The organism is Variovorax sp. GW823-FHT04B03, assembly GCF_058796495.1.
In genome coordinates this window covers 430,972-443,127 of sequence record NZ_JBXAIT010000004.1, presented here as the reverse complement: position 1 = coordinate 443,127, position 12,156 = coordinate 430,972, and the positions used below count along the sequence as shown (strand labels likewise).

Here is a 12,156-nt window from a genome sequence, read left to right as displayed (position 1 = left end):
GATCAACCAGGAGAGAAACAATGAGCAGCAAGAAGAAACCCGTCATCGTCTACGGCGCCTCCGGCTACACCGGGCGCCTGGTCTGCGAGTACCTGCGCGAGTACCACATCCCCTTCATCGCGGCAGGCCGCAGCGCGGAGAAGCTCGAAGCGGCGATGAAGTCGAACGTGCCCGGCATCGAGACCGCCGACTACGAAGTGGTCGAGGTCGCGCACACGGTTGAAGCGCTCACCGAGCTCTTCAGCGGCGCCTCGGTGGTGCTCAACACGGTGGGGCCGTTCGCCAAGTTCGGTCCCGAGGTGGTTGATGCCTGCCTGGCCGCCGGCTGCCACTACACCGACACCACCGGCGAACAAGACTGGCTCATCACGCTCGACCAGAAGTACGGTGCCAAGTTCGCGGCGGCCGGCCTGCTGCTGTCGCCCGGCCTGGCGCAGATGTACACCACCGGCGAAATCGCGGCGCAGCTGTGCCTGGAAACGCCCGGCCTGGACACGCTCGACATCGCGGTGTTCTGGGGCGGCAGCCCGACCATCGCGTCGACGCAGACCATCCTGGTGAACGCAGCCACGTCGAAGGCCTTCTACCTGGAGCAGAACCAGTACGTCGAATGGCAACCCGACGCGGGCCTGTACCACCTGTCGATTCCCGGCCAGCACGAAGCCGCGCTGGCATTGCCCTGGGGCGGCACCTCGCACCCGGTGTGGTTCAAGCGCGATCCGCGCGTGGCCAACGTGAAGGTGCTCGGCGGCGTCTTCAACAAGCCGCTGATGCTGGGCGTGCCGCAGATCGTGGCCGCCGCGCTCAAGGCCACCGAAGGCATGAACGACGAAGACCGCTATGCCGCGCTGGCCCAGACGGCCGCGGGCGTGATGAACACCATGCCGCCGCGCGAGAACCCGCGCATCAACAAGTCGGTCGATTCGGTGCATGCCTCCGGTCCGCTGGGGCGCGCGCATTGCGTGATCTTCGGCAACTGCAACTACAAGCAGACCGGCCTGCTGCAGGCCTATGCCGCGGCTTCGCTGCTGCAGCAGGCCCCGCGCCGTGCCGGTTTCGCCTCGGGTTGCCAGGCCTTCGGGCACCGCGAGCTGCTGGGGGCGCTGCGCAGCTTCGGGCTGGTGCAGGAACCCGTGCTCACGCGGATGGGCTGACGCGCATGCGCCTCGTCGACTACCTCGACAAAGGCGCCCAGCAGGGCGCCGATTCGCCGTGCCTCACCATGGGCGACGCCGACCTGAGCTACGGCCAGGTGCAACGCATCAGTTGGCGCGTGGCGCGCGGCCTGCAGCGCGCGGGCATCCAGCCCGGAGACAAGGTGGCGGTGCTCTCGAGCAACGACGCCCTGGCCTTCGCCACGGTGTTCGGCATCTCGCGCGCCGGTGGCGTGTGGTGCCCGATCAACCCGCGCAACGAGGCCAGCGAAAACGCCTTCGTGCTCGACGCCTTCGATTGCGCGTGCCTCGTGTTCCACAGCAACTACGCGCCCATGGTCGAGCAGATGCGCGCGCAGCTGCCGAAGCTGAAGGCGCTGGTGTGCCTCGACCAGCGGCAGGCTTTCGCGCCCGCCATGGACGAATGGCTCGACGGGCTGGACGATGCGCCGATCGACATCGCGCCGCCCGACGACGTGGCCATGATCGCCGGCACCGGCGGCACCACCGGCCAGCCCAAGGGCGTGATGCTCTCGGGCGGCAACCTGGAGGCCATGTCGGCGCTGACGCTCATGGGATATCCCTTCGAAGGCCGGCCTGTGTACCTGGCGCTCGCGCCGCTCACGCATGCGGCCGGCGTGCTGTGCCTGCCGGTGATGGCGCTGGGCGGGCGCGTGGTCATCATGCCCAAGCCCGACCTGAGCGAGTTCCTTTCGCTCATCGAGCGCCGGCGCGTCACCCACACCTTCCTGCCGCCGACGCTGATCTACATGCTGCTGCAGCACCCGGACCTGGCGCAGACGAAGCGCGATTCGCTGCAGTGCTTCTGGTACGGCGCCGCGCCCATGTCGGCCGCGCGGCTCGAAGAAGCGCTCGACAAGATCGGCCCGGTCATGGCCCAGCTCTTCGGCCAGACCGAGGCGCCGATGATGGTCTCGATGATGCCGCCGCGCGACCACTTCAATGCCGACGGCTCGGTGGCGCGCCAGCGCCTGGCCTCGGCGGGGCGTCCCGGGCCGCTGGTGCAGGTCGGCATCATGAACGGCGAAGGCGCCTTGCTGCCCACGGGCGAGAGCGGCGAGATCGTGGTGCGCGGCTCGCTCGTGATGCGCGGCTACTACAAGGACCCGAAGGCCACGCAGGAGGCCTCGCGCCACGGCTGGCACCACACGGGCGACATCGGCTACCTCGACGGCGACGGCTTCCTGTACATCGTCGACCGCGCGAAGGACATGATCATCTCGGGCGGCTTCAACGTCTACTCCGCCGAGGTGGAGCAGGTGCTGATGCAGCACCCCGACGTGCAGGACAGCGCGGTCGTCGGCCTGCCCGACGAGAAGTGGGGTGAGCGCGTGGTGGCCGTGCTGCAGCTGCATGCGGGCCGCAGCGTCGATGCCGAGGCGATCAAGACCTTCGTCAAGTCGCGCATCGGCAGCGTGAAGGCGCCCAAGCAGGTCGAGGTGTGGGCCGACCTGCCGCGCTCCAAGGTCGGCAAGGTGCTCAAGAAGGAAGTGCGGGCGTCGCTGCTGCAGAAACTGTCGTCATCCTGATTCAGTCGCGCTGGTAGTGCCCCTGGTGCGCCTGGCGCAGCTCGAACTTCTGGATCTTGCCCGTCGAGGTCATCGGCAGCGCGGGCACGAAGACGATGTCCTTGGGCACCTCGAAGCCCCCGAGGTGTTCCTTGCAGTGCGCCGTGAGCGTGGCCCCCGAGAACTCTGCCGGCGCATCGGGCCGGCGTGTGACGAAGGCCGTGATGGCCTCGCCCCAGCGCTCGTGCGGCAGGCCGACCACCGCCGCGTTGAGCACGGCCGGGTGGCGCAGCAGCACCTCCTCGACCTTGAGCGAAGGCACGTTCTCGCCGCCCGACTTGACCATGTCCTTGAGGCGGTCGAGAAAGATCAGTTGCCCGTCGTCGTCCAGCTTGCCCAGGTCGCCCGAGTGGTGCCAGCCGAAGCGCTGCGCGTGCGCCGTGGCCTGCGGGTCCTTGTAGTAGCCGAGCATCACGTTCGGCCCGCGAAAGACGATCTCGCCGACCTGGTTCGGCGCCAGCAGCTCGCCCTCGTCGCCCATCACCGCGACCTCGTTCACCAGCGTGCCCACGCCCCAGTACGAGCCGAAGCGCTCGCGCTGCTGGTGCGTCTCGAAGATGGTGGCGCCGGGGTACATCTCGGTCTGCCCCGAGGCCAGCGCGAAGTTCGGGCACAGCGCATCGAGCAGGCGCAGCAGCAGCGTGCGCGACATCGGCGCCATCGCATACACGCACAGCCGCAGGCTCGACAGGTCGCGCGACTCGCGCTGCGGGTGCGCCAGCAGCGCGCCGTACATCATGGGCAGCCCGACCGTCACGGTGATCCTGTGGCGCTCGATGGCGGCGAGCATCGCGCCGGGGTCGAAGCCGCGCAGGATGACGTTCGTGCCGCCCACCGCCAGTGCCGACATCAGCACCGTGTGCTGCCCGCAGTGAAAGAGCGGCAGCACGTTGCTCCACACGTCGTGGTGTGCCGGGCCTCCACCCCATTCGAGCATGTTGCTCTGGAGCACCGAGTGCACCGAGGCGTGCGAATGCATCACGCCCTTCTGCCGTCCGGTGGTGCCGCTGGTGTACATGATGAGCGCGAGCTGGTTGGTGTCGATGGCCACATCGGGCAGCGTGGCGGGGCCCTGGGCGATGGCCTGCGCCACGGTGGGCACGCCGGGCGGCGGCGTGTCGCCGTCGAGCACGCACAGCAGCGGCGAGACGGCCGCCGTGTCCAGCAGCTGGCGCAGCTCGGGCTTGGCGTGCAGCGCGGTGTCGATCACGAGGTGCCGCGCTTCGGCGTGTTCGAGGATGTAGCCGATGGCATCGACCGCGAGCGCCGTGTTGATCGGCACCCACACCAGCCCGGCCTTCTGGATGCCGAGCAGCGCGACCACCATCTCGATCGAGTTGTTGCACAGCATGGCCACGCGCTCGCCGCTGGCCAGGCCCAGGCCCAGCAGGTGGTGCGCGAAGCGGTTCGATGCGGCGTCGAGCTCGCTGTAGCTCATGCGGTGCTCGCCTTCGATGAGCGCGGTGCGCGCGCCGAAGCGCCGCGCGCTGCGGTGGATCACGTCGCCCAGCGCGATGCGGGCGATGCGTTGGAAGGAGGAGGGCGTGGGCTCGGTGCGGGCGGCGGGCATGGGGGCGTGTCTCCGGTCGTTGGGGGTGTTCGATCGGAGCGCAGACTAAGACCGGCACCGCCTGCCGGTCTTGCGAAGAGTGGCTATGCGGCGCCGGCCGCCCGCCGGGGCCGCGTCAGAAGCGGGCCTTGAGGAAGGCCGAAGGCCCCTGCAGCCGCACCTTCAGGCGCGAATCGGCGAAGCCGCCCTCGCGCGTGAGGTCGATGTTGGTCACGCCATACGACAGCACCAGGCCCACGTTCTTCACCGGAAACCACTCCACGCCGGCTGCGGCGTTGTAGATGTTGCCGTGGAAGCGGCCGCTGCTTTTCCACACGCCCGAGGCGTCGGCGAACAGCCGGAGGTCGGGCGTGATCGCGTGGCGCACGCCGACCTCGAGCAGGGGCGCGATGGCGTTGTCGCTCGAACGCTCGCTGACCGAACGCACCTGTCCGTTCACGCCGACCAGCGCGCTGGCACCGAGCGTCGCGCGGTAGTAGGCCGCGCCGGCGCCCAGCCCGAAGACGGTGTTGCCCGAGCCGAGCCACCACTTGTAGGCGAGCTTGGCGAAGTCCAGCTGGGCCGAGAGGTTCGCGTTGCCGATGGCGCTCAGCGAGCCGAAGCTGCCGAACGAGGTGTTGCCCGCCACCTGCCCTTCGTAGTCGCGCTTGTAGCGGTAGTAGTCGAAAGACAGGCCCTGGCTGTCGCCGATCAGCACGTCGGCCGAGATGCGCGGCATGGTCACGCGGCCCGGCTTGAGCTCGTTCGAGCGCAGCACGCCGTAGGGGGTTTCGACCGAGGCGCTGAACTTGGGATCGGCACTGAAGGCCCCCACCGAGAAGCTGAAACGGTCCAGCGCCGGCGAGGGCTCGGCCGCAGCAAAGGGCGCGAAGCACAGAAGGCAGAGGGCGCCGGTTCCGGCCAGGGCGCCGAATCTCGCGGTCCGGTCGAACGGACACGCACGAAGCAACAGCATGAAAGAAATCCTTCGGGTGAAAGATGCCTCGGGCATGTGCATGGCGCGATGCCTCCGGGCTGAGGCTCCCTGAAACCGCATCACCTTAGTGACGGGGCACCGCGCTGCGCATGCGCCGTTGGCCGATGTGCCTGTAGGAAATTGCCGATCGCACGCCGATGCATGCCGCGGCGCTACAGTCCGCCCATGCGCGAACACCTTTCCACCACCACCGGTCCCCAGCGTCTTCTCTACGGGGCCGCGGCGGCCGTCGCGGTGGCGCTCGTGCCCTGGCCGATGGGCCTCACGGCGCGCGCGCTGGCCGGCTGGTGCGCGGGCGTGGCGGTGTACCAGTTGCTCAGCTGGTGGCTGGCCGAGACCTTCGACGCCCAGCGCACACGCGAGCGCGCGCAGCAGCTGGACCAGCCCAACGTCGTGATCCTGGTGTCGATGCTGGTGGCGGTGGGCGTGAGCGTGGTCGCCATCGCGATGCTGCTGCAGCAGGTGCGCCAGCTCAGCGGCTGGGCGCGCGGCGCGCACGTGGCGCTGGGGCTGGTGGCATTGGCGGGCTCGTGGCTGATGATGCACACGATCTACGCCTTTCACTACGCGCACCGCTACTACATCGACCGCAAGGACAGCGCCTCCGACGGCGGGCTCGACTTTCCGGGCAAGGAGGCGCCCGACTACTTCGACTTCATGTACTACGCCTACGTGATCGGCATGACCTCGCAGGTGTCGGACGTGCAGGCCACTTCGCACGAGATGCGGCGCATCACGCTGGTCCACAGCGTGCTTGCCTTCGCTTTCAACATGCTGGTGCTGGCCCTGTCCGTGAACGTGGTGGCCGGCGTGGTCTGAAGAAAACTCAGCCCGCGGCCTTGCGCAGCGACGGCAGCTTGACGACGCCGGTCGACAGCGCCACGCCGCACACGATCACGAAGGCGCAGATCAGCATCCACTGCGTGATCTGCTCGCCGAGGAACACGGCGCCGTAGAACAGCGCGAACACCGGCACGAGGAAGGTCACGGTGAGGGCGCGGGCCGGGCCGGCGCGTTCGATGAGCCGGAAGAACAGGATGTAGGCCACGCCCGTGCAGGCGATGCCCAGGGCCAGCAGCGCCAGCCACGCGCGCAGGCTGGGCATCTGCGCGGGCCAGAGCCAGATCGCGGGCAGCGCGAGGAACAGGCTGGCGCCGATCTGGCTGCCGGTGGCCGTGGTCAGCGCGGGCACGCCCGACAGGTGGCGCCGCGTGGCGCTGGCCGAGATGCCGTAGCAGAGGCACGCCGCCAGGCAGGCCAGCACGGCCCACAGCGCGGCGTGGTTGCTGGCACCGGCATGCAGGCCGGCGCTGCGGCTGGCGAGCATCGCGACGCCCGCGAAACCGATCACCAGGCCGACGAGACGCGAGCCGTTCGGCCGCTCGCGGAACCAGGCCCAGGCCACCAGCGCGCCGAACATCGGCGTGGTGGCGTTGAGCACCGCCGCCAGGCCGGTGTTGATGGTCAGCAGCGCAAAGCAGAACAGCGCGAAGGGCATGCCCGAGTTGAAGATGCCGACCGTGAGGCTGGCCTTCCAGTGCTTCGCGATCGACGGCCCCTGGCCGCGCAGCAGCGCGATCGGCAGCAGGAACAGCGCCGCGATGGCCACGCGCACCGCGGCCGTGGGCAGCGCGCCGAACTCCGCCGCGCCGATGCGCATGAACAGGAAAGAGGCGCCCCACAGCGCGCCCAGCAGCACGAGATCGATGAGCCACGCCTTGGGCGCGAGCGCGGCGGGGGCGGGCGAAGGCGAGGGGGCGACGGTGCTGTTGTTGTTCGTTGTGGTCATGCGTCTCTTTGGGGATTGGCGCGGCGCCACATCGAGGGGATGTGGCGCTGCGCCATGGGCGGTGTTTTCTTCTGTCTTACTTGCCGGTCTCGAGTTCGAGCAAGGCGGTCTTGCGCTCGAGTCCGCCAGCGTAACCGGTCAGCGAGCCGTCTGCACCCAGCACGCGGTGGCAGGGCACGATCACGCTGATCGGGTTGCGCCCGACCGCCGCGCCCACCGCGCGCACCGCGGCCGGGTTGCCCACGCGCTGGCTCAGCGCGCCGTAGGTCGTGGTCTCGCCGGCCGGGATGGCCAGCAGCGCCTGCCACACGCTCTGCTGGAAGGCGGTGCCGTGCGACAGGTCGAGCTGCATGTCGAAGTGGCTGCGGCGGCCCGCGAAGTAGTCGCGCAGCTGCGCGGCGGCCTCGACCAGCGCGGGGTGGTCGTCCTTGGTCTGCCAGCCCGTGGTGTCGGGCCAGTGGCGCTGGTGGTCGAACCAGACGCCGGCCAGGCCCTGGTCGGTGGCGGCCATCGTGACGCCGCCCAGCGGCGTGTCGGTGTGCGAGGTGTAGATGACGGTGCGCTTGAATTTCATGGTCCTTCAGGCACGGGGCCTGCCGTTGCGAGGTCGGAAGAAGAGGCGGTCGGCGTTACAGCCGATGCCGGTTCGGGTGGCGCGGGCGGTGTGTGCCACGCGCGCAGCACCGCGTAGCTGCGCCAGGGGCGCCAGGCCTGCGAGGCCTCGCCCGCGGCGCGCGCGGTGGTCACGCCCAGCGCCTTCTGCAGGGCCACGTCGCCGGCGGGAAAGGCGTCGGGCCAGCGCAGGGCGCGCATCGCGATGTACTGCGCGGTCCAGGCGCCGATGCCGGGCAGTTCCTGCAGCGCCGCGAGGGTGGAGGGCACGTCGGCGCCCGCATGCAGCGCCAGCCGGCCCGAAGCCACTTCGCGCGCGATGGCCTGCAGCGCGGCCTGCCGCTGGCGCACGATGCCCAGCTGCCCGAGCGCATCGCCGCTGGCCGCTGCCAGCGCGGCGGGCGTGGGGAACAGGCGGGTCAGGCCGTCGATGGGCGTGTCGATCACGTCGCCGAAAGCCTCGACCAGCCGCGAGCCCAGCGTGCGCGCCGCGGCCACGGTGATCTGCTGGCCCAGCACCGCGCGCACCGCGAGCTCGAAGCCGTCGACCGTGCCCGGCACGCGCAGCCCGTCGCCGTGCGGAAAGGCCGCATGCAGCGCGGCATTGATGGCCATCGGCTCCGCGTCGAGGTCGAACAGGGCGCGTGCGCGGCTGATGACGATGGGCAGCACCGCGGCCAGCGAATCGCTCACGGCCAGCAGCACCTGCTCGCGTTCGAGGTCGAAGCGCAGCTGCAGCCAGCCGGCATGTGCCTGCCCGCCGTGCTGCACGCGCAGCGTGCGCGCCAGCCGCACATAGGTCGGCGTGCTGCCCTTGGCGGGCTCCTTGCCGTCGGCGGTGTGCACGGTCTCGACGCCGCGCACCGCGCGCCGTGCGAAGAAGCCGAGCATGGCGTTCGCGTCGTAGGGCGGGCGAAAGCCCAGCCGCACCTCGATGGCCTTGCCTTCGCCGCCCTCGGTGCCGCCCGCGCGGCGCAGTGCGCTCGGGTTGAGCCCGTAGTGCTCCACGAAGGCCGCGTTGAAGCGCCGCACGCTCGCGAAGCCGCTGGCCAGCGCCACCTGCGTCATCGGCAGGCGCGTGTCCGCAATGAGCTGCTTGGCGGCCAGCAGGCGGCGCGTCTGCAGGTACTGCAGCGGCGACACGCCGAACTGGGCCTCGAAGATGCGCCGCAGGTGGCGGTCGCTCACGCCCAGGCGGGCCGCGATCTGGGCCGCGCCGGGGCCTTCCTCGGACCAGGCATCGGGCTCGTCGATGAGCCGCGCCGCCTGCAGCGCGAGGATGCGCGAGGCATCTTCGGTCGACCAGCTGGCCGCGCGCGGCGCCAGCTCGGGCCGGCAGCGCAGGCAGGGCCGGAAGCCTGCGGCCTCGGCCTGGGCCGCGTGGCGGAAGAAACGGCAGTTCTCGCGCCGCGGCAGCTTCACGCGACACACCGGCCGGCAGTAGATGCCGGTGGAGGTCACGGCCGTGAAGAACGAGCCGTCGAAGCGCGCGTCGTGCGTCTTCATCGCCAGGTAGCAGGCGTCGCTCTCGAGCACTTCGGAGGGGGCGTGGGCGGTAGACATGGGGAAATGATACGGTTTCGACTCGTTTCAACTGGCCGTTTTCGGACATCGATGTCTACAACGCGTTGCCTACAATGCCCGACTCCGAACCAACAGTGACCCCGCCCTTCATGCAGCTCAGCGCATCGATCTTCAAGGCCTATGACATCCGCGGCGTCGTGCCCCTCAGTCTCGATGTCGAAGTGGCCGAGGCGCTGGGCCGTGCCTTCGGCAGCGCGGCCCGCGCAGCCGGCGAGACCGCGGTGGCGGTGGGCCGCGACGGCCGCCTGTCGGGCCCGGCGCTGGTGGACGCGCTGATCGACGGCCTGGTCGCCACCGGCGTCGAGGTGATCGACATCGGCGCGGTCACGACCCCGATGCTGTACTTCGCGGCCCACACGCTGTGCACCAGCGGCATCCAGGTCACGGGCAGCCACAACCCGAAGGACTACAACGGCTTCAAGATGGTGCTGGCCGGCCGCGCGATCTACGGCGACGAGATCCAGGGCCTGCGCAAGACCATGGAAGACGGCAGCGCCACGCTGGCGCCCGGCGGCAGCGTGCGCAAGGTCGACGTGACCGACGCCTACGTGCAGCGCATCGTGGGCGACATCAAGCTCGCACGCCCCATGAAGATCGTGGTCGATTCGGGCAACGGCATCGCGGGCGCGACCGCACCGGCCATCTTCCGCGCCATCGGCTGCGACGTGGTCGAGCTGTTCAGCGAGGTCGACGGCAACTTCCCCAACCACCACCCCGATCCGAGCAAGCCCGACAACCTCAGGGACCTGATGGCCGAACTGGCCAAGGGCCAGGCCGAGCTGGGCCTGGCTTTCGACGGCGACGGCGACCGTTTGGGCATCGTCACGAAGGACGGCCAGAACATCTTCCCCGACCGCCAGATGCAGCTCTTTGCGCAGGACGTGCTCTCGCGCGTGCCCGGCGGCACCATCGTCTACGACGTGAAGTGCTCGCAGCGCCTGGCGCCGGCCATCGAGGCCGCGGGCGGCACGCCGATGATCTACAAGACCGGCCACTCGCTCATCAAGGCGAAGATGAAGGAAATCGATTCGCCGCTGGGCGGCGAGATGAGCGGCCACATCTTCTTCAAGGAGCGCTGGTACGGCTTCGACGACGGCACCTACGCCGGCTGCCGCCTGCTCGAGATCCTGAGCCAGCACCCGGACGCGAACGCCGTGCTGAATGCGCTGCCCACCAGCTTCTCGACCCCCGAACTCAACGTCGCCTGCGCCGAAGGCGAGCCGCACGCGCTGGTCGCCCAGCTCGTGCAGAACGCGCGCTTCGACGCGCCCGCCCAGGTCTCGACCATCGACGGCCTGCGCGTGGACTGGCCCGATGGATTCGGGCTGATCCGCGCTTCCAATACCACCCCCGTGCTGGTGCTGCGCTTCGAAGGCCAGACCGAGGCGGCGCTCCAACGCATCGAGACCGAGATGCTTGCGGTGCTGCGAACGGTCAAGCCCGACGCCACGCTGGCCGCTGCTGCCCACTGAAGAACCTGTGCGTTCCCTGCTGCTTCGCCTCTACGGCGTCTTCACCACCGCCGTCCAACCGCTGGTCCGCCGCAAGCTGCGGCGCCGCGCCATCGCCGAGCCCGGCTATGCCGTGGCCGTCGAGGAGCGCTTCGGCCACTACGACGACGCCACCACCGGCTTTGCCCAGTGCTGGGTGCACGCCGTCTCGCTGGGCGAGACGCGCGCCGCCGCCATCCTGATCGCCGAGCTGCGGCGCCAGTACCCGGGCATTCCGATCCTGCTCACGCATGGCACCGCCACGGGCCGCGAGGAGGGCGCCAAGCTGCTCGAGCCCGGCGACACGCAGGTCTGGCAGCCGTGGGACACGCCAGGCGCCGTCGCCCGCTTTCTGGACCGCTTCCAGCCGCGCATCGGCGTGCTGATGGAAACCGAGGTCTGGCCCGAGATGGCCGCCGCCTGCGCCGAGCGCCGCATTCCGCTGGTGCTGGCCAATGCGCGGCTCAACGAGAAATCGCGCGCCGCGGCCGAACGGCTCAGCGGGCTGGCGCGGCCGGCGTACTCGGCGCTCGCCGCCGTCTGGGCGCAGACCGAGGCCGACGCGCACCGGCTGGTGTCGCTGGGCGCCAAGGTGGCCGGGATCTACGGCAACCTCAAGTTCGACGCCACGCCCGACGCGCGGCAACTGGCCACGGCCGTGTCGCTGCGCGAGCACCTGCCGCGTCCGATGGTCGTGCTGGCCAGCTCGCGCGACGGCGAGGAGCGGCTGCTGCTCGAGGTGCTCAAGCGCTTCGGCGCCACCTCGCCGGTGCCGCCCGAGCAGGGCGCGATCCGCTCGATCGCCAAGCGCGTGCACGACGTGCAATGGATGATCGTGCCGCGCCATCCGCAGCGTTTCGACGAAGTGGCGGCGCTCATCGAGGCCGAGGGCTTCGCGGTGGCGCGCCGCAGCGCGGCCGGCCAGCCGGCCGAGGCCGAGATCTGGCTCGGCGATTCGCTGGGCGAGATGGCGCTGTACTACGGCCTGGCTGACGTGGCCTTGCTCGGCGGCAGCTTCGAGCCGCTGGGCGGGCAGAACCTCATCGAGCCGGCGGCCTGCGGCTGCCCGGTGGTCATGGGTCCTTCGACCTTCAACTTCGCCGAGGCGGCGCAGCTGTCGCTCGCGGCAGGCGCGTCGCTGCGCGTCGAGGGCATGGAGCAGGCCGTGACGGCTGCGCTCAAGCTGGTCGAGAACCCGGAGCGTCGCGCGGCCATGGCGCAGGCTGCGCTGGCCTTCTCGTCGTCGAACCGTGGCGCGGCCGAACGTACGGCGGCGGCGGTGCTGGCGATTGCGCAGGCGGCGGAGCCGGTGACGACACCGGTGGCCGGCGACGACAGCGCGCCGCCCGAAGCGGCGCGGGCCGAACCCACGCTGGATTGAGCGGCCCGTTG

The 12,156-nt window shown here is 70.1% G+C and carries 10 protein-coding genes; 5 read left to right on the top strand and 5 right to left on the bottom strand.

Features of this window, described 5'->3' with window-relative positions; translation table 11 throughout:
* Window positions 1–20 precede the first annotated feature (20 nt).
* Window positions 21–1,154: a DUF5938 domain-containing protein gene (locus AC1RAD_RS19435; protein ID WP_492680677.1), complete on the top strand. Its 1,134-nt coding sequence runs from the start codon at window positions 21–23 to the stop codon at window positions 1,152–1,154.
* A 5-nt stretch (window positions 1,155–1,159) separates the two neighbouring features.
* On the top strand, window positions 1,160–2,704 hold the full coding sequence (locus tag AC1RAD_RS19430) for an acyl-CoA synthetase (protein ID WP_492736681.1): 1,545 nt from the start codon (window positions 1,160–1,162) through the stop codon (window positions 2,702–2,704).
* 1 nt (window position 2,705) lies between these two features.
* Here AC1RAD_RS19430 and AC1RAD_RS19425 read toward each other — a convergent pair whose 3' ends face one another.
* Together AC1RAD_RS19425 and AC1RAD_RS19420 are read right to left on the bottom strand one after the other, a co-directional pair.
* On the bottom strand, window positions 2,706–4,313 hold the full coding sequence (locus AC1RAD_RS19425) for a class I adenylate-forming enzyme family protein (RefSeq protein ID WP_492736679.1): 1,608 nt from the start codon (window positions 4,311–4,313) through the stop codon (window positions 2,706–2,708).
* A gap of 115 nt (window positions 4,314–4,428) precedes the next feature.
* A complete protein-coding gene (locus AC1RAD_RS19420) occupies window positions 4,429–5,268 on the bottom strand; it encodes a hypothetical protein (protein WP_492736678.1) in 840 nt (279 codons plus the stop codon).
* Between the two features lie 186 nt (window positions 5,269–5,454).
* Here AC1RAD_RS19420 and AC1RAD_RS19415 point away from each other — a divergent pair, with 186 nt between their 5' ends.
* Window positions 5,455–6,108 carry a DUF1345 domain-containing protein gene (locus AC1RAD_RS19415; RefSeq protein WP_492736676.1) on the top strand — a complete coding sequence of 218 codons (654 nt, stop codon included), beginning with the start codon at window positions 5,455–5,457 and terminating at the stop codon, window positions 6,106–6,108.
* A gap of 7 nt (window positions 6,109–6,115) precedes the next feature.
* Here the strand turns inward: AC1RAD_RS19415 and AC1RAD_RS19410 are convergent, their stop codons facing one another.
* The 3 genes from AC1RAD_RS19410 to AC1RAD_RS19400 all read right to left on the bottom strand — a co-directional run bounded on the left by AC1RAD_RS19410 (window position 6,116) and on the right by AC1RAD_RS19400 (window position 9,253).
* Entirely contained in the window at window positions 6,116–7,078 is a 963-nt protein-coding gene (locus tag AC1RAD_RS19410) for a DMT family transporter (RefSeq protein WP_492736674.1), read from the bottom strand.
* A gap of 76 nt (window positions 7,079–7,154) precedes the next feature.
* The gene (locus AC1RAD_RS19405) at window positions 7,155–7,652 is read right to left on the bottom strand and encodes a methylated-DNA--[protein]-cysteine S-methyltransferase (RefSeq protein ID WP_492680665.1); all 498 of its coding nucleotides are present in this window, start codon (window positions 7,650–7,652) and stop codon (window positions 7,155–7,157) included.
* Complete coding sequence (locus tag AC1RAD_RS19400) at window positions 7,649–9,253, bottom strand: DNA-3-methyladenine glycosylase 2 family protein (protein ID WP_492736672.1); 1,605 nt, start codon at window positions 9,251–9,253, stop codon at window positions 7,649–7,651. The genes AC1RAD_RS19405 and AC1RAD_RS19400 overlap by 4 nt, the downstream gene beginning before the upstream one ends.
* 110 nt (window positions 9,254–9,363) lie before the next feature.
* Here AC1RAD_RS19400 and AC1RAD_RS19395 point away from each other — a divergent pair, with 110 nt between their 5' ends.
* Window positions 9,364–10,746, top strand: a complete 1,383-nt coding sequence (locus AC1RAD_RS19395; protein WP_307587355.1) for a phosphomannomutase/phosphoglucomutase — start codon at window positions 9,364–9,366, stop codon at window positions 10,744–10,746.
* A 7-nt stretch (window positions 10,747–10,753) separates the two neighbouring features.
* Window positions 10,754–12,145: a 3-deoxy-D-manno-octulosonic acid transferase gene (locus AC1RAD_RS19390; protein WP_492736670.1), complete on the top strand. Its 1,392-nt coding sequence runs from the start codon at window positions 10,754–10,756 to the stop codon at window positions 12,143–12,145.
* Window positions 12,146–12,156: the final 11 nt, after the last annotated feature.